Origin of the sequence: Synechococcus sp. Cruz-7E5 (assembly GCF_024345995.1) — a bacterium.
GTDB lineage: Bacteria > Cyanobacteriota > Cyanobacteriia > PCC-6307 > Cyanobiaceae > Regnicoccus_A.
Genome location: NZ_JAGQCE010000003.1, coordinates 149676 through 167656, shown reverse-complemented (window position 1 = coordinate 167656; position 17981 = coordinate 149676). Strand labels below are relative to the sequence as shown.

17 protein-coding genes, 1 tRNA gene and 1 riboswitch are annotated in these 17981 nt (G+C 68.0%); of the genes, 7 read left to right on the top strand and 11 right to left on the bottom strand.

The window, feature by feature from the left end; translation table 11 throughout:
* Positions 1 to 32: 32 nt before the first annotated feature.
* Positions 33 to 1442, top strand: a complete 1410-nt coding sequence (gene glmM, locus KBY77_RS05795) for a phosphoglucosamine mutase (protein WP_255102614.1) — start codon at positions 33 to 35, stop codon at positions 1440 to 1442.
* Here the strand turns inward: glmM and KBY77_RS05790 are convergent.
* The 4 genes from KBY77_RS05790 to KBY77_RS05775 are packed head-to-tail and all read right to left on the bottom strand — an operon-like array spanning position 1424 to position 5815.
* Positions 1424 to 2428 carry an N-acetylglucosamine kinase gene (locus KBY77_RS05790; protein WP_255102613.1) on the bottom strand — a complete coding sequence of 335 codons (1005 nt, stop codon included), beginning with the start codon at positions 2426 to 2428 and terminating at the stop codon, positions 1424 to 1426. The genes glmM and KBY77_RS05790 overlap by 19 nt on opposite strands.
* Positions 2421 to 3788 carry an IctB family putative bicarbonate transporter gene (locus KBY77_RS05785; RefSeq protein ID WP_255102612.1) on the bottom strand — a complete coding sequence of 456 codons (1368 nt, stop codon included), beginning with the start codon at positions 3786 to 3788 and terminating at the stop codon, positions 2421 to 2423. The genes KBY77_RS05790 and KBY77_RS05785 overlap by 8 nt, the downstream gene beginning before the upstream one ends.
* Positions 3788 to 4498 (bottom strand): tRNA (guanosine(46)-N7)-methyltransferase TrmB, encoded by a 711-nt coding sequence (gene trmB, locus KBY77_RS05780; RefSeq protein WP_315856462.1) that lies wholly within the window; start codon positions 4496 to 4498, stop codon positions 3788 to 3790. Before trmB ends, KBY77_RS05785 begins: the two co-directional genes overlap by 1 nt.
* A gap of 6 nt (positions 4499 to 4504) precedes the next feature.
* Positions 4505 to 5815 (bottom strand): FIST N-terminal domain-containing protein, encoded by a 1311-nt coding sequence (locus KBY77_RS05775; RefSeq protein ID WP_255102611.1) that lies wholly within the window; start codon positions 5813 to 5815, stop codon positions 4505 to 4507.
* 34 nt (positions 5816 to 5849) lie between these two features.
* On the opposite strand from KBY77_RS05775, the gene KBY77_RS05770 reads away from it, so the two are divergent.
* Both KBY77_RS05770 and KBY77_RS05765 read left to right on the top strand, forming a co-directional pair.
* Positions 5850 to 6488 carry a DUF3177 family protein gene (locus KBY77_RS05770; RefSeq protein WP_255102610.1) on the top strand — a complete coding sequence of 213 codons (639 nt, stop codon included), beginning with the start codon at positions 5850 to 5852 and terminating at the stop codon, positions 6486 to 6488.
* Complete coding sequence (locus KBY77_RS05765; protein WP_255102609.1) at positions 6488 to 6808, top strand: hypothetical protein; 321 nt, start codon at positions 6488 to 6490, stop codon at positions 6806 to 6808. Before KBY77_RS05770 ends, KBY77_RS05765 begins: the two co-directional genes overlap by 1 nt.
* A 22-nt stretch (positions 6809 to 6830) precedes the next feature.
* On the opposite strand, the gene ileS is transcribed toward KBY77_RS05765, so the two are convergent.
* Together ileS and KBY77_RS05755 are read right to left on the bottom strand one after the other, a co-directional pair.
* Positions 6831 to 9848 carry an isoleucine--tRNA ligase gene (gene ileS, locus KBY77_RS05760; RefSeq protein ID WP_255102608.1) on the bottom strand — a complete coding sequence of 1006 codons (3018 nt, stop codon included), beginning with the start codon at positions 9846 to 9848 and terminating at the stop codon, positions 6831 to 6833.
* The gene (locus KBY77_RS05755) at positions 9845 to 10627 is read right to left on the bottom strand and encodes a Ycf66 family protein (RefSeq protein ID WP_255102607.1); all 783 of its coding nucleotides are present in this window, start codon (positions 10625 to 10627) and stop codon (positions 9845 to 9847) included. The genes ileS and KBY77_RS05755 overlap by 4 nt, the downstream gene beginning before the upstream one ends.
* Positions 10628 to 10681: 54 nt before the next feature.
* Between KBY77_RS05755 and KBY77_RS05750 the strand changes: the two genes are divergently transcribed.
* A tRNA-Leu gene (locus KBY77_RS05750) sits at positions 10682 to 10763 on the top strand.
* An 8-nt stretch (positions 10764 to 10771) separates the two neighbouring features.
* On the opposite strand, the gene KBY77_RS05745 is transcribed toward KBY77_RS05750, so the two are convergent.
* From KBY77_RS05745 to KBY77_RS05725, 5 genes are all read right to left on the bottom strand, one after another.
* Positions 10772 to 11380: a HupE/UreJ family protein gene (locus KBY77_RS05745; protein WP_255102606.1), complete on the bottom strand. Its 609-nt coding sequence runs from the start codon at positions 11378 to 11380 to the stop codon at positions 10772 to 10774.
* A gap of 23 nt (positions 11381 to 11403) precedes the next feature.
* Positions 11404 to 11578: riboswitch (cobalamin riboswitch) on the bottom strand.
* Positions 11579 to 11812: 234 nt separating this feature from the next.
* A complete protein-coding gene (locus KBY77_RS05740) occupies positions 11813 to 12961 on the bottom strand; it encodes an alanine/ornithine racemase family PLP-dependent enzyme (RefSeq protein WP_255102605.1) in 1149 nt (382 codons plus the stop codon).
* Positions 12958 to 14079: a DUF1611 domain-containing protein gene (locus tag KBY77_RS05735; RefSeq protein ID WP_255102604.1), complete on the bottom strand. Its 1122-nt coding sequence runs from the start codon at positions 14077 to 14079 to the stop codon at positions 12958 to 12960. The genes KBY77_RS05740 and KBY77_RS05735 overlap by 4 nt, the downstream gene beginning before the upstream one ends.
* 148 nt (positions 14080 to 14227) lie before the next feature.
* Complete coding sequence (locus KBY77_RS05730; protein WP_255102603.1) at positions 14228 to 14881, bottom strand: ParB-like protein; 654 nt, start codon at positions 14879 to 14881, stop codon at positions 14228 to 14230.
* A 7-nt stretch (positions 14882 to 14888) separates the two neighbouring features.
* Positions 14889 to 15140, bottom strand: a complete 252-nt coding sequence (locus KBY77_RS05725) for a Nif11-like leader peptide family natural product precursor (protein ID WP_255102602.1) — start codon at positions 15138 to 15140, stop codon at positions 14889 to 14891.
* A gap of 258 nt (positions 15141 to 15398) precedes the next feature.
* Here KBY77_RS05725 and pstS point away from each other — a divergent pair, with 258 nt between their 5' ends.
* The 3 genes from pstS to KBY77_RS05710 all read left to right on the top strand — a co-directional run bounded on the left by pstS (position 15399) and on the right by KBY77_RS05710 (position 17977).
* On the top strand, positions 15399 to 16406 hold the full coding sequence (gene pstS, locus KBY77_RS05720) for a phosphate ABC transporter substrate-binding protein PstS (protein WP_255102601.1): 1008 nt from the start codon (positions 15399 to 15401) through the stop codon (positions 16404 to 16406).
* Between the two features lie 159 nt (positions 16407 to 16565).
* Positions 16566 to 17201, top strand: coding sequence for a Crp/Fnr family transcriptional regulator (locus KBY77_RS05715; RefSeq protein ID WP_094555303.1), 636 nt, complete (start codon positions 16566 to 16568; stop codon positions 17199 to 17201).
* Positions 17202 to 17272: 71 nt separating this feature from the next.
* On the top strand, positions 17273 to 17977 hold the full coding sequence (locus KBY77_RS05710) for a response regulator transcription factor (RefSeq protein WP_255102600.1): 705 nt from the start codon (positions 17273 to 17275) through the stop codon (positions 17975 to 17977).
* Positions 17978 to 17981 lie beyond the last annotated feature (4 nt).

Below are 17981 nucleotides of genomic sequence, written 5' to 3'. Positions count from 1 at the left end.
GGCTTAGCCTGATTCCCTTCCTGTCCCCCCTGATGCTGGAGCTGGCTTCTTCCCCCATCGGTGCACCCCTCGGGCAGGGGTGCACGGGTTTCGGCACCGATGGCATCCGGGGCGAGGTGGGCAGCCTGATCACACCGTTGCTGGCACTTCAGATGGGCTACTGGTGTGGTCGTGTGCTGCCGCCCGAGCGCCCCGTGCTGATCGGCATGGACTCCCGCCACAGTGGCCCCATGCTGGCCGCCGCTCTCACCGCCGGGCTGACCGCCGCCGGGCGGGAGGTGTGGAATCTGGGTCTCTGCCCCACCCCGGCGGTGCCCGGCACGATCCGCCGGGTCGGTGCCGCCGGTGGCCTGATGGTCTCCGCCAGCCACAACCCTCCCGGCGACAACGGCATCAAGGTGTTCGGGCCTGCCGGCGACAAGATCGATCGAACCCTGCAGGCGGCGATCGAGGCGGGTCTGCGCGGAGAGGAGGCCGCCACGATCCAGGCCACGGGTCAGAGCGGCCTCCGCAGCTGTGGCCCGGCTCATCAGCGGGAGGATCTGCTCGAGGGTTACCGCGAGGCGTTGATCGCCAGCGTTGGCGGGCGGCGCCTCGATGGCTGCCGCATCGTGCTGGATCTCTGCTGGGGCTCAGCCACCGCCTGCGGGGCCGCGGTGTTCAGGGCCCTGGGGGCGGACCTGATCGTCCTTCACGGCGAACCCGACGGGCAGCGGATCAATGTGTCATGTGGCAGCACCCACCTGGAGGCCCTGCGCGAGGCGGTGCTGCAATCCGGGGCCCAGATGGGCTTTGCCTTCGATGGCGACGCCGATCGCATGATGGCTGTGGACGGCAAGGGCCGGGTCGTCGACGGCGACCAGGTGCTCTATCTCTGGGGTGGTGCCCTGCTGGAGACCGGCGAACTTCCCGGCCGACTGCTGGTGGCCACCGTGATGTCGAACCTGGGCTTCGAGCGTGCCTGGCAGGCCAGGGGAGGATTGCTGCAGCGCACCGATGTGGGCGATCAGCACGTGCATGCCGCGATGGAAGCGAGCGGGGCCGGCCTGGGTGGAGAGCAGTCGGGCCACATCCTCTCGGCCCGGCACGGCATGAGCGGCGATGGGCTGCTCACCGCTCTGCAGGTGGCCACTTTGATCCACAACGGCGCCGGCTCTCTGGCCGACTGGATGGAAGCCAGTTTTCAGCCCTACCCCCAGGCCCTCGTCAACGTCATCGTTCCCGACCGCAGCCGCCGCCAGCAGTGGCAGCGCTGCGACCCCCTGCGCCAGGCCGTCGAGCAGGCCGAGACGGCCATGGCCGGCAGCGGTCGGGTACTGGTGCGGGCCAGCGGCACCGAACCGCTGCTGCGGGTGATGGTGGAGGCGGCGGAGCAGGAGGCGGTCGATCACTGGTCTTCGCATCTGGCTGCCCTGGCCGCGGCTCACCTCAACCGGAGCTGAGCACCGGACTCTTGCTCCAGCAGATGACAGGCCAGCTGCAAGGCCCCGTGGCAGGCATCTCCGCGGGGGTGCACCAGCCGCGCCTGCGGCAAGACCAGCTTCAGGCGGCGCTGATACGCCTTGCTGAGCCGGCTGAGGTGACCCAGGGCCCCGCCCATGCCGCAGACCTCGCCATCTTCGAGGCCCAGGGTCCGGGCCACGCCAGCAACCAGCTCCACCAGGCCCAGGGCCGAGCGCTCCATCACCTCAATGGCGTGGGGATCCTCCGCTTCCGCCAGGGCATTCACCGCTGGGGCCAGGCGAGCGAATCCGGCCGCTCCGAAGCCAGCTTCCACCACCATCGCCTTGATCCGTTGGGGAGTCATGGGGCCGTCCTCGAGGGCGGCCCAGAGGCTGGAGCGCAAGCCGCTGTCGGGACGTCGCCCATCGGCCATTTCCAGGGAGAGGGACAGGGCGTCGCGGCCGATGTCGCAGGCGGAGCCGGAGCGATCCAGCAGCCAGCCCCAGCCGCCGCAGCGGTGTTCCTCACCCTGGGCGTTTCGGCCCAGGGCGATGCAGCCGGTGCCGCTGATCACCACGATGCCGGCTCTGCCGCCGAAGGCTCCGTGCAGGGCGGTGCGTTCATCACCGCTCACCAGCACCCGTTGCAGAGGCAGGCCCAGGGCTGCGGCGGCCAGGGCCGTGCCGAGCTGCTGCACCGCGCTGCCTTGTTCGATGCCGCTGGCGCCCACCGCGGCCGCCTGGAGTGAGCTGGACAGGGCAAGGCCTTCGCCCGTGTGGGTTGCGGCTGCGCGGGCTCGCTCCAGGCTGATGGTCAGGGCGGCACTGAATAGCTCCTCGCCAGCGGCAGCGGCCAGGTGGCTCACCCCGGGCCCCTCGCCTTCAGCCAGCACCTGCAGGCTGCCGTCGCTGCGGCGCAGGGCCAGCCGGCAGGTGGTGTGGGTCTGGCCGGCATCGAAGCCCGCCAGCAGGACCGTCTCAGTCATCCGCCGCCCCTGGCAGGGTGGCCAGGGTGGCGAGGCATAGCCAGCCCGTGAGCTGCACTTCCGGGCGGAAGAAGATCGTGTCGGTGAGGCCCTGGACACAGAGGCCGAGGATGGCCGCCAGTGCCCCAAGGGCCGGCAGCACCTGGGGATGATCGCGCCTGAGCTGGGCCCAGCCCTGCCGCAGGCTGGACTGCAGCAGGCCGAGGCCAGCCAGCAGGCCGGGGATGCCACCTTCCACGGCCAGCTCGAGTGGGATCGAGTAGGCGCTGAGGGCGTTGAACTTCGGTTGCTGGTACAGCGGGTAGATCAGGTTGAAGGCCGTGTTGCCGGGGCCGATGCCAAGCCAGGGGCGGTCCTGGACCATCTGCAGCGCTGCCATCCAGACGTTGATGCGGAAGTTGTTGGAGCTGTCCTCCCTGCCCGCCACCAGGCTCATCACCCTGACCCGCAGGGGCTCAATCTGGCTCACGGCCAGCACCAGCACCAGGCCACCGCCCAGCAACAGCAGCAGCGGAAACAACCGGCGCAGCAGGGGCGACCAGTGGCGGCTGGCCCGCAGTGCCAGCAGCAGGGCCAGGCTGCCCAGGGCCGCCACCATCCCCATCCAGCCGCCACGGCTGTAGGTGAGCAGCAAGGCCACCGCACCGCTCAGCAGCGCCGAGAGGGCAAAGAGCCGAGGCAATGGGCGTCGCCAGCGCAGCAGGGCCACCGCCGCCAGGGGCAGGATCGGCAGCAGGTAGCCAGCCAGCAGGTTGGGGTTGTCGAGGGTGCTGTAGATCCGCACCGTGCCCTCCGCCACCGAGTTCGGATCCGACCAGCGGGCCAGGGCGGAGCTGTCGCCGTAGAGCTGGCGGATACCGATCACTGCGGTGATCAGCGAACCGCCCAGCAGGGCCGCCACGATCCGGTTCCACCAGGTTGGAGCGGTGGCGAGCAGCTGGCGCATCAGGGCATAGACGCCCAGATAGCTCAGCAGTTTGAGCAGCCCGTTGGCCGCGGCCCTGGGTACGGGCGAGAAGCCGGTGGCCAGCACCGCCACCGCCAGCATCACCAGAAGCCAGCCGCTGATCGGGCCGATGCGGCCGGCGGGGGTGCATAGGGCCCAGATCAGCCAGAGCAGTCCGCTGGAGAGAATCAGCAGGCTCAGCCCGGCCCTGGTGACCAGCGGCAGTCCCGCCATCAGAGCGCACAGCACCAGACCGGCCAGCAGCGGCAGATGTCTGGCCAGGGGGCCTGAGGCCGATGAGGCGAACAGGCCCTGCCAGCGCAGCAGCCAGGGGACCCGCGGTTCGCGCGTCGTAGCGCCGGCGGCGGCGCACTCAGCAGCGGCAGCAGCTGAGGGAGTGGTGGGGGCGGACATCAGCTGCCGGCGGGGCTGGCCGACGGATTATGGGCGGCATCGCTCCTCGGCTCCAGGGGTGGCTGGGGATGGAGGCAGGCCTGGTGACCGCGCCGGTAGAGCACCCGGTACACCGGCAGCCCCTGGCTGAGCACGATTCGCTCCCGCTCCGTCGCCACAGGCAGTGGGTTGTCACCCCGCCAGGGGCGCCCATCCTCCGGGGGACGCAGGAACCAGCCGCTGGCTTCGGTGAGCGCCACCATCGGCTCGATCACCGCTGTCACATCGCTCTGCAGAAACAGCTCACCTCCTTCAGGCAGGGACGCGGCCAGGGCCTGCAGCAGATCGGGCTGCAGCACCCGTCGCTTGTGGTGCCGGCTCTTGAACCAGGGGTCGGGGAACTGGATCGTCACCCGCTGCAGCGACCCGGCAGGCAGGGTCCGCAGCCAGCTCAGCAGGCTCACGTTGGCGTTGCAGAAGAGGAAGCTCAGATTGCTGCTGGCCTGCGCCTGGCGGTCTCGCTCGGCGGCCTCCACCAGCGGCCGGCGGATCTCGACCCCAAGAAAGTTCCACTCAGGTTGAAGTGGCGCCATCGCCAGCAGAAAGCGGCCACGGGCGCTGCCGATGTCGAGGTGGAGCGGCTGCTCGGGCCGCGCAAACAGCTCGATCAGCGGTGGGAGCACAAGAGGTTGCTGGTGCACCCGCGAGAGGGGGTTGACGTGCTGGCGCACCACCGCTCAACCCTCCGGCAGCGGTTCCGGTGACGGCTCGGCGCTCGGCCGGGGCACCAGGAAGCCCCAGCTGGCTGTGTAGCCGTGCAGATAGGTCGTGCCCCCCACCGGGCCGATTTCTCCGTTGCAGAAGGCTCCTGCAATCGGCAGATCTGGAAACTCCCCCTGGGCGATCCTGACGTCGCCATCGGCTTCGCCGTAGAGCCCCTTGCCGCGGCCCAGGCAGGCGAAGAGCAGGCCCGCCAGGGGCCGCTCGGCAGACCTGGCCTGGCTGCGCAGCAACTGCCGCAGCTCCTGACGGGAGGCGTCGGCATCGCGGAGCTGGAACTGCACCTGCTGGCCCACCCGCAGGCGTTCGGCCACTGCCACCGCCCCGTTACGAGGATCCACCCCGATCAGGTTCCTCACCAGAAAGGCCGTGGTCTCGTCGTCTTCCCCGCCCCCGGCCAGATTGAAGCTGTTGCGCGCCACTCCGAGGAAAAGGGAGTGGCGCACCAGTTCCCGCTCGGCAGGGCTGAGGGTCTGCAGGATCGTCTGCAGGCAGTTCACCGGGGTGTTCTGCTGGTCACCGCGGCTCAGCTGCAGCACCACATTGCGCTCAGCTTTCTCGATCTCGAACACCGGGCCGATTGGCCGGCAGCCCTGGGCCACCACCGGATCGATCGTCCAGCTGCCGCCGATCAGGCAGCCCACAGCCCCGGTCACCACCCGGTCTTTGAACAGCAGTGATCCATGGCTGGCGCTGTGGGGGCCGGCGATGCCACCCACCTTTGCCAGGCCCGGGAAGGCGTAGTCGAGTCCGCTGATCAGGTCGTTGATGGCCTGGCAGGTGGGATCCACCAGCAGCAGCATGGCGTCGGCCCGCTCCGGAGCGGCCCCCACCCAGTCGATCCAGCCGCGGCTGTCGCCATCCAGATCGGGCAGCTGGTCGGTGTCGAGTTCGAAGAGCTGCAGGTCGGCTCCGGGCAGGCGCAGCAGCATCACGCTCAGCGCCGGTTCCTGCTCCACTTCATGGGCTGTGCCGCTGGCCCCGGTCCCCACCACGCCACCGCCGGCGGCGCCAAGCCAGTGGCGGGCCCGCAGACGGGTGCGCAGCAGCGGCAGCAGCCGCGGCAGGTCACTGGCATAGCTGGTGGAGCCGAACACCAGGGCCAGATCGGCCTCCCCCCGGGCCGCAGCGCCAAAGCCTTTGGCATTGAGCTGCTGCACCACCTCGCTGACGGCATCCTCCAGCGATGGCTGGCGTGAGAGTGCCGTGCGGCAGGAAGCCTGCTCATCACCGCGGCGGAGCCAGGAGAACAGGGGAGGCGCAGGCATGAACCGAACCTACTGGTGAGCCATGGCGCGGATAATGGCGCCTTCCCCTACCCAAGCTGTGCCCGACATGCTGTACCGCACGCTTGTGTGGCTCGACTTCCGTCTTGCGGTGGTCTTCAGCCTGGGTCTGCCGCTGGTGCTGCTGGTCTGGGCGGCGTGGCGACGGGAGGGGGCGATGCTGCGGCTGATGGCCATTTACTGGAAGGTGGCCAGTCTGCTGGCGATCGCCTTGCTGTTGTTCGTCGATGCCAGGCCCCTGGCCTATCCGCTGATGATCGTGGCGAAGCTGCTGATGGTGGCGTCGCTCTGGTTCTGGGTGGATCTGAACGAGGAGCTGGCCGATCTGCCCCCCTGGCGCCCCCTGCCGCTCACCGTGCGCAGCTGGCGCTGGGCAGTGACGGCCTTTGGCCTGCTGGGGGCCGGTCTTGGCGTGGGCGCCATGGGCTGTGGTCTGGGGATGGCCGGCAGCGCCTTCTGCCAGACCTGGCTGGAGGCCCCGCGTCGCCTCCACGGTGTCGCCGCTCAGGTGTTCTCCTTCGTGTTCGGCGCCGACCTCACTCCCACTCTCACCGCCTTCTTCGGCTACCTGGCCCTGGTGGCCTACGTGGTGGGCCTGCTGCAGTGGATCCTGGTACGCCTGCCCCGTCAGGGACGGGTGGCGGGAGGGTTCTGATGGGCGTCAGCCTGCTCGCCCAACTCGAAGCGATCAGCCGCGGCCGCCCTGATCGGGTACTGCGGTTGCGGGGCAACCTGCCGTCGGCAGGGGGCGTCAGTGGAGAACAGACCGAGGAAGCCTTCGAGCTGCTTGTCTTCCGGGGCTTCTCCTGCAGCGTCACCCACCCCACCGAATTCGATCCCGACCAGAGCTGCCTGCCGGACGGTGCCGTCATCAGCGAGGCCGAGCTGCTGCAGGGCCCCCTCGATCCCGCCGCCGAGCGGATCCTGGCAGGTCCGGTGGATCCTGAGCACTTTCTCGATCCCGTCCACTGGTGAGCATGCGGCTGGGGTGCTGTGCTCAGCCCTCCAGCACGGCCACGCAGCGGCCGCAGAGGGCGGGGTGGGAGGGATGGGTGCCGATGTCGGTTTCCATGTGCCAGCAGCGCTCGCATTTGCTCCCTTCGGCCCGGGCGATGCGCACGGTGATGCCCCCTTCACTGGCTTCGGCCAGGGGATCGGCCAGGGACTGGGCGCCGGGGCCGCGCCGTACCAGCTGCGAGACGATCAGCCAGTCGGCCAGGTTGTCAACGGAGGGATGGGGGCTGGCCTGCAGCACCTCCAGCGCGGCGCCAAGGGCCGCGGCGCGATCGCCGCTCCCCAGCTCCAGTTCCACCCTGGCCTCCAGGGATGCCCCCAGATCGGCGTTGGCGCGGCAGCTCTCCAGCTGGCGGTTCACCAGCCCGCGCAGGTCCAGCAGCGGCCGCAGGGGCTCCACCAGGGCCGCCTCACGCCAGAAGTCCGGTGCCGTGGGCCAGCCCCGCTCGAACACCGAGCGCTCCGCCACCGGGTAGGGCAGGTTCTGCCAGATGTCCTCGGCCATGTGGCAGAGCACCGGCGCAATCAGGCCGGCCAGACGCTCCACCACCAGGGCCAGCACCGTCTGGCAGCTGCGACGGCGGAAGTCGTCGGCCCCGCTCACGTAGAGCCGGTCCTTGGCGATGTCGAGGTAGATATTGGAGAGATCCACCACGCAGAAGTTCTGCAGCGCCTGAAAGAACCGGTAGAACTCATAGCGCTCGAAATCGGCGGTCACCGCGTCGATCAGGCTGGCGGTGCGCTCAAGCATCCAGCGGTCGAGCAACGGCAGATCGGCGATCTCCACCGCATCTCCCCCTGCCGCCACCGGCCTTGGGTCGAAGTCGTGCAGGTTGCCCAGCAGGTAGCGGGCCGTGTTGCGCACCTTGCGGGTCACATCGGCCAGCTGTTTGACGATGCCCGGCCCCAGGGGCACATCGGCTGAGTAATCCACCGAACTCACCCACAGGCGCAGCACATCGGCGCCGTAAGGAGGCTGCTGCTTCTCGTTCTTGCCGCCCTCCACCAGCACGGCCGGATCGACCACATTGCCCAGGGATTTGCTCATCTTGCGGCCCTTCTCATCAAGGGTGAAGCCGTGGGTGAGCACCCGCTTGTAGGGGGCATGGCCGTTGACGGCCACGGAGGTGAGCAGGCTGCTCTGGAACCAGCCGCGGTGCTGGTCGGAGCCTTCCAGATAGAGATCGGCGGGATAGCGCAGCGGGGCGGTCTCAGCGGTGGCTGCTGCGTCCTCTGAGGCTTCGCCGCCTGAAGCTGCTGCCTGATCCCCTCCCGTGTCCAGTCCACCCAGCACCCCTGCCCAGGAGGAGCCGGAATCGAACCACACGTCCATGGTGTCGGTGCCCTTGCGCCACTGGTCCGCCTCGGCAGCGAGCGAGGGCGGCAGCAGCTCGGCTTCGCCTCTCTCCCACCACACATCGGAGCCGTGCTCTGCGATCAGAGCCTCGATGTGGGCGAGGGTGTCGGCATTGAGCAGGGTCTCGCCGGTTTCACGGTGGTAAAAGACGGGAATGGGCACGCCCCAGGTGCGCTGGCGGCTGATGCACCAGTCGCCGCGGTCGCGCACCATCGCCTCGATGCGGTTGCGGCCGCTGGCGGGCAGCCAGTCCACGGCGGCGATCGCGGCGAGGGCCTGGCAGCGGAAGCCCTCCACCGAGGCGAACCACTGCTCGGTGGCGCGGAAGATCGTCGGTTTCTTGGTGCGCCAGTCGTAGGGGTAGCGGTGCTCGTAGGGCTCGTGGCGCAGCAGGGCGCCCGCGGTCTCGAGGGCGGAGATGATCGCCGGGTTGGCGTCCTTGAGCACGTTGAGGCCGGCGAAGGGGCCGGCTTCCGCCGTGAGGGTTCCCGCCTCATCGACCGGGCAGAGCACGGCCAGGCCGGCCTTGCGGCCGGTGTTGAAGTCGTCGACGCCGTGGCCCGGGGCCGTATGGACCAGGCCCGTGCCTGCTTCGGTGGTGATGTAGTCGCCGCCGATCACCACCGGGCTGGTGCGATCGAAGAGGGGGTGGCGGTACTCGACCCCTTCCAGCTCCGCGCCCCTGAGGGTTAGCAGGGGTTCAAGCTCCAGCTGCAGGCTGCTGCGCAGACTTTCCACCAGGGAAGCGGCCACGATCAGATGGCGGCTGGTGCGGTAGCCGTTGGTCCCGTGATCGCCCACGCGGCAGAGGGCGTACTCCAGCGAGGCATTCACCGACACCGCCAGGTTGGCGGGCAGGGTCCAGGGGGTGGTGGTCCAGATCGCCACCGCCAGATCGCCTTCCGCCGGGGTGGTGGCCGCCTCGGCGGAGGTGAGGCCAATGGCTGTGAGCCGGGTGCCCAGGCCGCCTGGCAGGGCCACCACCGGGAAGGCCACGTAGATGCTGGGGGATGTGTGGCCGTCGGGGTACTCCAGCTCAGCTTCGGCCAGGGCGGTGCGGGAGCTGGGGCTCCAGTGCACCGGCTTGAGACCCCGGTAGATGTGGCCAGCGAGAACCATCCGGCCGAACACACCGATCTGGGCAGCCTCGTAGGCCTTGTTCAGCGTCAGGTAGGGCTGCTCCCAGTCGGCCCAGATGCCCCAGCGCCTGAAGCCCGCCTTCTGGCTCTCCACCTGCTCGAGGGCGTAGGCGTGGGCCCGACGGCGCAGGTCGATCGGGGTGAGCGCCGAGCGCTCCGCGCTGGAGAGGCTCTGCAGCACCTTGAGCTCGATCGGCAGCCCGTGGCAGTCCCAGCCCGGTACGAAGCGGGCCCGTCGGCCGCGCAGCAGGGCGTACTTGTTGAGGATGTCCTTGAGGATCTTGTTGAGGGCATGGCCCACATGCAGTGGCCCATTGGCGTAGGGAGGGCCGTCGTGGAGGGTGAACACCTCACCGGGATTCTCACGGCTGAGCCGCCGGTAGAGGTCCAGCTCCGCCCAGAAGGCCTGCAGCTCCGGTTCACGGGTTTTCGCGTTCGCCCGCATCGAGAACGGGGTCTGCAGCAGGTTGAGCGTGTCTTTGTAGGAAGCCGGGCTGGCGGTCACAGCGCCTGGGGGGGCAGCAAGGGCGAATTATCGACCCCAGCCCCCGGGCCCTCCCCGTCGCCGTCTGCAGCAGGCTCAGCCACAGCCACCGCTTCTTCGTCTGAGGCTCCGCTGGGATCCGCGCCTGGGGTTGTAGCGCCGGCCTGCTCGATCAGCTGCTCGATCTCGGCAAATGACTCCACCGTGGTCACGTCGTCGGCGTCGTCTTTATCAGCTGCTGGCGGCGGATCAGAGGCTGGCGCTGCTTCGGGAGGCCGGGGCTGATCAGAAGCCTCTGCCTCTGCTACCGCAACCTCAGGCACCGCCGCAGCCTGTGTTTCCGAGACCACAGGCTCAGGCTCCGGGCGCACCCAGCGCTTGGTGGTCTCGCGGGCTTTGGAGCTGGCTTCGCGCCGCTCCTTCAGCCAGGAGAGCAACACGCCCAGTTTCGATCCCGCCAGGCTGACCAGCCCCATCAGGGCAGCAGCCAGTTGCTGCAGGCTGGTGCGCCAACGCTCCACGCCGGTGAGGCGCACCTGCTCCTCACGGCTGAGCTGACGCCAGCGGCCCAGGCCCACCTCCGTGCTCAGCCGGCCGATCAGCAGGCCGCCGCAGAGCACGGCCAGCATGGGTGCCCCGCTGAGGCGCTCGGCGCTGGTGACCAGCACCAGTCCCAGGACCAGCACCAGGGCGCCCCAGACCGAATCGCGGGGGCGGCTGAGCTCAGGGACCAGCAGGGGCAGCAGCAGCACCAGCAGACCGGCAAGAAGTGCCAGGAATCCACCGAGGGTGGCGAGCATGGCGGCAGAGGCGGCGGTGCGGCCATTCTGAGCCGCTCTATACAGTCAGTTCACGCCCACCTGGCGGAATTGGTAGACGCGCTGGTTTTAGGTACCAGTGGCTTCGGTCGTGGGGGTTCAAGTCCCCCGGTGGGCATCGCTGAATCAGCGCAGCAGCAGGGTCAGTGGAGCGAAGGCCACCAGGCCTCCGCCGATCGCCAGGGTCAGGGCCAGCCGGGTGGTGACGCTGCGAGGCAGACGGCGCAGCACCAACAGGGTGGTGCCGCTCACCAGCACTGAGCCGGCGAGGGCCCCCAGCCACCAGGAGAGGGAGGTTTGATCGCTGGGGGCTTCCAGACCGTGCAGCATGGCGTGCACCGCCACGGCGGCGGCCACCAGGCCTCCCCAGAGGCTGAGCCGCGAGCCGGAAGCTTTGTTCTCGGCCCACAGGATCGAGCTGGCCACGGCGGTGATGGCCAGGGCCGCGAGCAGTTCCCCGAAGGGCAGGCTGCCGCCCATCGCTCCGAACACCCCACCGGCGACGGCGCCCACCAGGGCCCAGACCAGCAGGGTCGAAGAGATGGCGGCGGAGGCGGCGCCAACGCCGATCAACAGCAGCAGGTGGTCGAGGCCTGCGAGGGGATGTAGGAAGCCTGAGCCGATGCCTCCATGGGCGAGGCCATGGGCCTGGGCAGGCTGGCCAGCCAGGGCGAAGGCCGCAGCGGCCAGGCCGGTGTAGAGGGCCAGGGTGCTGCTGCTGGGGAATCTGCTCATTGAGGGGTAACGGTCCGCGCCGGGGGGTTGGGTACTGAGACGGCGAGCGTTCTGGCTGAGGGGCGCCTCCGCAGAGAAGCTCCATCACAGCTGCGGGACAGCGCCGGATTCAACAGGGCCGGCAGGGCCCCATCACACCGGACTTTCCTCCTTGCCTCCAGGGAGTGAACCACTGGAACCGTCAGCGTCATTCTGGACCTTTCTGGCGGACCTGGCCGCCCATGGTCTGATCAGCCCCATCCGACGGGCCGCTCGTGTCCGCTGGCACCGTCCATGGCCATGCAGCACACAGTCGTGAACGCTGCCGCTGCCTAGCTTTCGCGCCATGGACATGTCTTCGATTCCTGCTGCAGGCGCCGCGGCCGAGCCGGTCCGGCTTCGTCCGATCGGGATCTGCCTCGATGAGCCCTGGGCGTCGGGGCAGCGCAAGCGCTACCTGGCCAGCCTCGACCCTGGCCTGCTGCTGGCGGCCCCCACTACCGAGGGCCTGGAGCCAGACACCTGACGGCCTTCAGCCATCGTCTCGATCAGGCTGCGGGCCACGAAGGGTGAAGTCATGGCCCGCAGCAGGGCGCTGTAGTTCAGGTCGAAGCCGAGTTCCGTTCCAACCTCCAAGGCAACAGAGCCGGTGTCGAGCACCAGATGGTCACTGCTCGCCCCCAGAAGGGTCATGCCAGTCGGGAGCGTCAGGCCTGCAGCATCCACATCCTGAAGACCCAGGGCCAGCAGGGCACGCCACCGCTCGCCCCGATCAAGCCGTGCTGGCGGCGCGCCGAAGGCACCCTGCTGGCAGTGGCCCCAGGGCAGGGTGGGCTTGCGGTTGGACTCGATCACCTCGGCCACCAGTCGGAAGGCATCGGTGCGCAGACCAGGGATCGGCCGCCGCTGGAGCGGTTCGCGGCCCAGCAGGATCGCTTCCCCCAGGCGGAGATTGTTGATCCTCCCCAGCGTTCCCCCGGCGCACAACCAGGGGAGATTCGCGGAGTTTCCACCTGACACCAAAGGCAGCACGATGCCGAAGCTGGTTTCCAGCCCCGTGGCCAGGCTGGAGAGCTGGGCCATCGACTCCGTGGACGGAACCACGCCGTTCTGGCAGGCCAGGTTTGCACCGATCCCGAGCAGGTCCAGTCCGGGCAGCTGCAGCAGACCGGCGGCGATCCCCTCCAGCCGCTCGGGCATGATCCCTTCGCGCAGATCCCCCAACTCCACCATCAGCACCACGCCGTGGCGATGGTTCTGGGCGATCGCCGCCGCTGAGAGCAGAGCCAGCACCGCCGGCTCGGTGTTCAGGCTGATGTCGGCCTGGGCCACCACCTCGGCCACCTGGCTCGGCATGGGCGAGCGGATCAGGGTCAAGGGCAGGTTCAGGCCGCTGCGCCGCAGGGCCGCCAACGTTTCGATGCGTGGTTCGCCAATCCCGCTGACGCCGGCGGCAGCCAGCACCGTGGCGATCCGAGCCGAGCCGAGGGTCGCCTTGGTCACCGCCGTGATCGAGACGCCACGTGCAGCCAGACGCTCCACCAGGCTGCGGGCGTTGTGGGCAATGCGATCGAGGCGGATCTCCAGCCTTGGCGCCGTCAAAGGGCGGCGGCGGCGGCCTCCGGTGTCAGTTCGGGGAAGGCCCGCACCACCATGTCCAGCAAGCGCTGGGGTGAGCGGGTCAGAGCATCGGTGACCGGGATGCCCAGCTCGATCTCGTAGAGCGCGATCGCCGCCGTCACTTCGGCCTCGGTCATGCCCTCATGGTTGAGGCACAGGCCGATCACCCGCGTGAGCGATGAGAAAGTTTCGATCAGCCGGATCTCGCTGGCTGGCGTCGGCATGGCGATCTGGGGGAAGTCGCTGAGCCGCGACCGCATCGGGGCGTGCTGCAGGATCACAGCCTGAGGTTGGGAGCCCCGCAGGATCGAGGCCGAACTGAGATAGGCGGGATGGCTGAGGGCTCCCTGCCCTTCGATCACGATCACATCGGGTCGCTCCGCCTGGTAGGCCTCCATCAAGGCGGCTTCCACTTCACCGGAGCAGAACTGGCAGGGAATGGCATCAAGGGCGATGCCGTGACGGGCCCCCTGCATCAGGCCCGTCTGACCCGTTCCCACCATCACCGATTTGAGGCCGCGCTCATTCAGGGCCCGGTTGAGGATCACGGCCGTGGTGCGCTTGCCGATCGCGCCATCGGTGCCGAGCACGGCGATCCGTCGACAGGGCAGCGTGGCGCTGGCTCCGCTGAACATGTGCAGATCCCGCTGGTCGGGCGGACGGCGCACGTCCACGATCGCCACGTTCCGCGCCGCCGCAGCCGCTGCGAATTCCGGGTCGTCGCCGAGGAATTCATGCAGGCCGTTGATCAGATGCAGCCCGGCGTCGATCGCTTCCAGCAGGACGACCCGCTGCGCGGGTGTGAGTCTGCCGCTGGCGGGAGCCACCCCGACGATGAAAAGGTCGGCCCGGGCGCCGTTGCTCTCCATCGCCTCGGCCAGATCGGCCTGGATCGGGATGCCATTGGCAACCCCGTCCAGCACGGTGCCGGCATCCCGGCCGGCAAGCCGGCTGTCGATCACCGAGAGGATGCGGAATCGCTCTGAGTGACGCACCAGACCGTTTGCGGTCTTGCCGTCGATCCGACCGAAATTCCCCTCGCAATAAACAATTGCCGAGGGAATCGACGGCAGACCATATCCATCGGGAAGCTTCAGCATCCGGTTGCACTCCTTGTTTCAAGCTCAGAGGAGGCGACCGAATGGTCCGCTCGGACCGAATCGAAGCGGGGATACCAGAGGTCCCCACTAAGTGGGACTTAACCTGGTCACCCTAGGGGAGGCATGACCGGGCCTGTGCAGTGGTTTGTCAGCCCTTCCAGCCCGCCAGCCCCCGGGCCGCCCGGGAGCGGGCCAGGGCGCGGGCGGCCGGCAGAGCCGGTTCCAGCCGCAGTGAGCTGAATGGCGGCAGGCTGCGGCTGCGCAGCCAGGCGCCCCAGCGGAACTCGTGGAAGGGGATCAGCGGCGCCGGCGCGATCAGCCTCTCCTGCTTGAGCTTCCAGACCAGGCTGCGGTATGGGTCATCCTCCAGCCCGAGCAAAGTGCGGGGCAGCCGCTGGGGTGGCTGGGGGCCCTGGCCGCGGCCGTCGTGGAGGTAGAGCCAGCCGCGATCCAGCAGTTCGGCCAGAGCCTGCTCCCGCTCGCGGGACTCCAGCTGCAGTGCCACGTAGCCGAAGGCGGTGGCGGTGCCGTCGAGCTCCAGCAGCGCGCGCAGACGGTGGTGGCGATCCACCATCCACAGGGTCCCATCGCCGCTGCGCACCAGCGGCACAGGTTTGCCGCTCAGGTAGCGCTTGCGCTGGTTCGAGCTCTCCTCGGCGAAGTCGGCCTGACGCTGACGGATCTCGGCCAGCCCCACGCAGAGCTGGGTGGGTTGGAGCTCCGCCACGGCCACCTGCAGCAGTTTTCCGGAGGAGTCCGGCGGCGGCGGCAGGGGTTCGAAGGGGGGCAGGCGCAACACCATCGGACGCTCAGCGCAGCTTGTCGCGTTGGAGGAAGACCCGGATCAGCTTTTCGTCCATCAGCCCCGGTCGCGCCCGGGGCGCCTCCTGGCAGCGCTCGAACAGCTCCAGCAGGGTGGCGGCGGACACCCGGTGGCCATGGCCTGCGGCCAGCTCCTCCACCTGCTCGGCTGTCTCGATCAGGTTGAGGGCCTCCCGTAACCCGGGTTCCGCATCAATCCTGGCCAGGAAGGCGAAGACGTCCTCGATGTCCTGGCTCATGGCTGCGTCGCTGTAGGTCTCGGGTCCAGTCTCCGCCCTCGCGTCCCCGGGTGGGGTACGCCACGGCGATTGCCGGCTGGAAGGCGAGGCGGTGATGGGATCGGGATCTTCTGGACGTGGTTCTGGCGACCAGGAGGCAAAACCATGCTCAGGTCCATAGCCAATTTGATCGATCCTTGATGACCCGTTAATCTGTTGATAACGCAAGTAGACTGATTGGATTGCTATTAATACGTTGCTCCCCAATTGGCTGTTCTGATGACCTTCGCGAAGAAGGCCTTGATTCTCTCCGCTGTCAGTGCTGTAGGTGCCGGACTGGCAATACCGGTCATCGCTCAAACCAGCACCATCAGTGGAGCCGGAGCCACCTTTCCTGCGCCTGCCTATCAACGCTGGGCCGTTGAATTCGCCAAGGCAACCAAGAAACAGGTGAACTATCAGGGAGTGGGATCCGGCGCCGGTGTGCGCCAGTTCCATGCCGGCACCGTTGACTTCGGCGCCACTGATGAGGAGCTGCAGGAGAAGAAGGGTGAGTTCACCGCAGGTGCGGCGGGCAAGCGTGGCGCCCTGCAGATCCCGATGATCGGCGGCACCGTCACCCCCGCCTACAACAACCCCGGCTGCAGGAACCTGAAGCTTACCCAGCGCCAGGTGGCCGACATCTTTCTCGGCAAGATCAAGACCTGGGATCAGCTGAAGTGCGGCAAGGGACCGATCACGGTGGCCCACCGTTCCGATGGTTCCGGCACGACCTACGTGTTCACCAACTCGCTCTCCTGCTTCTCGCCGGAGTGGAAGTCGAAGGTGGGCACCGCCAAGTCCGTCAAATGGCCCGTGGGTGTGGCCGGCAAGGGCAATGAGGGTGTGGCCGGCCTGATTCAGAACACACCGGGCTCCATCGGATACGTGAACCAAGCCTTTGTGAAGGGCAAGATCCAGGCGGCTGCTGTGCAGAACAAGGCAGGCAAGTTCGTGATGGCCAATGATGTCACGGGTGCGGCGGCTCTGAACAACATCAAGCTTGATTCCCGCCTGGGCGGAGAAGATTGCAACCCCGCCGGTGCCAACAGCTTCCCGATTGCGTCGTTCACCTGGATCCTGGCCTACAAGAACGGCAATGGCGCCAAGGCCGACACCATCAAGCAGTTCCTGAACTGGGGATTGTCTCCCAAGGGTCAGGCCATCGCCAAGCAGCTTGATTACGTGCCGCTCACCGGCTCCGTGCTCGCGCGCGCCCGGGCTGAGGTGGCCAAGATCGGCAAATGATCTGCACGCGTTTCGTGCACCCCTGAGGGTGTGAGCATTGGGGGCTTCGGCCCCCTTTTTGCTGCAGACCTTAGCCAGGGGTTAACCGCCCCCTTATCCATTCTTTGCTGGCTTGTCGGTCATCGTCCATACGCTCGGTGGTGTCACCGGAGATTGGCCATGGTTACGACTCCTTTCCGCGATGCCGGCCGCAGCGACGCCATCCGTGAGGTGTTGGAAACCAGCTATCGGCAGCGCCAACTTCTGCATATCGGCGCGGGCAGCGCCGTTCCCCTGCTCAAGAACACCATCTGGCTGGTGGTGCGCGGCATGGTCAAGCTGGAGGCTGTCACCATCCACGGCGATCCGCTGCTGCTGGGCCTGGCCGGCCCAAATGAGCCCTTCGGTGAGCCGCTCACCAACGTGCAGGCCTATGAGGCCTGCACCCTCACCGATTCCGATCTGCTCTGTCTCACCTGTGCGGAGATCGAGCAGGCCCCCCATCTGGCCATGGCCGTGATGCAGGCTGTGATCAGCCGTCATCGCCAGGCGGAAACCCTGCTCTCCCTGCTGGGTCTGCGCCGGGTGGAAGAGCGGGTGCGCGGCTTCCTGGAACTGCTGGCTCAGGACTACGGCCAGGCCTGTGAGGAAGGCCTGCGGCTCAATCTGCGTCTCACCCATCAGGAACTGGCCAGCGCCCTCTCCACCACCCGGGTCACGGTCACACGGGTGATCGGTCTGCTGCGCGACGAAGGCTGGCTCAAGATCGATGCCCAGCGCCATCTGGTGATCAGCCACCTGCCCCGGCGCCACTGAACGCCCATGTTCTGTCCCATGCCCGGATGGCCTAAATTTTGAACGATCAGCCTGTGGGGCCGGACGATCCCATGCCCCGTCTGCTCATCGTCGATGATGACGACGGCATCCGCACCACCCTGGAAGAGGCCCTGGCCCAGGAAGGTTTTGATGTGGCGTGTGCCGCCGATGGCCGTCAGGCCATCAGGCAATTTGATGCGTCCCAGCGCCAGGGAGCCACGGGCTTTGATCTTGTGCTGCTGGATCTGATGCTGCCGGGGGTCGGGGGGCTGGATGTCTGCCGCCACCTGCGTCGCCATGATTCCCACATCCCGATCCTGATGGTGAGTGCCCGCGACACGGAAACGGACCGGGTGCTGGGACTGGAGCTCGGCGCGGACGACTACCTGGTGAAGCCCTTCGGGCTGCGTGAACTGGTGGCCCGCTGCCGCGCCCTGCTGCGCCGGAGTCAGCAGACGATCGAGCGCTTCCCCGTCGGCGAGGTCGTTCATCACCGGGAGCTGACCCTCTACCCCGATGAGTTCCGCGTCACCCGTGACGGTGAGACGGTGAACCTCTCCCCCAAGGAATACCGGCTGGTGGAGTTCTTCATGCAGAACCCTGGCCGTGTCTGGAGCCGCAACCAGTTGATCGATCAGATCTGGGGTACCGACTACGTGGTCGACACCAAGACCGTGGACGTGCACATCCGCTGGCTGCGCGAGAAGCTCGAGGCCAATCCCTCCGCTCCCGAGCACATCCTCACGGTGAGGGGCTTCGGCTACCGCTTCGGTTGAGTCC

What these genes read in the sequence shown, in the direction of transcription:
- glmM (WP_255102614.1), top strand. Translation starts at nt 33, where the DNA reads ATGCTGGAGCTGGCTTCTTCCCCCATCGGTGCACCCCTCGGGCAGGGG.
- KBY77_RS05790 (WP_255102613.1), bottom strand. Translation starts at nt 2,428, where the DNA reads ATGACTGAGACGGTCCTGCTGGCGGGCTTCGATGCCGGCCAGACCCAC.
- KBY77_RS05785 (WP_255102612.1), bottom strand. Translation starts at nt 3,788, where the DNA reads ATGTCCGCCCCCACCACTCCCTCAGCTGCTGCCGCTGCTGAGTGCGCC.
- KBY77_RS05775 (WP_255102611.1), bottom strand. Translation starts at nt 5,815, where the DNA reads ATGCCTGCGCCTCCCCTGTTCTCCTGGCTCCGCCGCGGTGATGAGCAG.
- KBY77_RS05770 (WP_255102610.1), top strand. Translation starts at nt 5,850, where the DNA reads ATGGCGCCTTCCCCTACCCAAGCTGTGCCCGACATGCTGTACCGCACG.
- KBY77_RS05765 (WP_255102609.1), top strand. Translation starts at nt 6,488, where the DNA reads ATGGGCGTCAGCCTGCTCGCCCAACTCGAAGCGATCAGCCGCGGCCGC.
- KBY77_RS05755 (WP_255102607.1), bottom strand. Translation starts at nt 10,627, where the DNA reads ATGCTCGCCACCCTCGGTGGATTCCTGGCACTTCTTGCCGGTCTGCTG.
- KBY77_RS05745 (WP_255102606.1), bottom strand. Translation starts at nt 11,380, where the DNA reads ATGAGCAGATTCCCCAGCAGCAGCACCCTGGCCCTCTACACCGGCCTG.
- KBY77_RS05735 (WP_255102604.1), bottom strand. Translation starts at nt 14,079, where the DNA reads ATGCTGAAGCTTCCCGATGGATATGGTCTGCCGTCGATTCCCTCGGCA.
- KBY77_RS05730 (WP_255102603.1), bottom strand. Translation starts at nt 14,881, where the DNA reads ATGGTGTTGCGCCTGCCCCCCTTCGAACCCCTGCCGCCGCCGCCGGAC.
- KBY77_RS05725 (WP_255102602.1), bottom strand. Translation starts at nt 15,140, where the DNA reads ATGAGCCAGGACATCGAGGACGTCTTCGCCTTCCTGGCCAGGATTGAT.
- pstS (WP_255102601.1), top strand. Translation starts at nt 15,399, where the DNA reads ATGACCTTCGCGAAGAAGGCCTTGATTCTCTCCGCTGTCAGTGCTGTA.
- KBY77_RS05715 (WP_094555303.1), top strand. Translation starts at nt 16,566, where the DNA reads ATGGTTACGACTCCTTTCCGCGATGCCGGCCGCAGCGACGCCATCCGT.
- KBY77_RS05710 (WP_255102600.1), top strand. Translation starts at nt 17,273, where the DNA reads ATGCCCCGTCTGCTCATCGTCGATGATGACGACGGCATCCGCACCACC.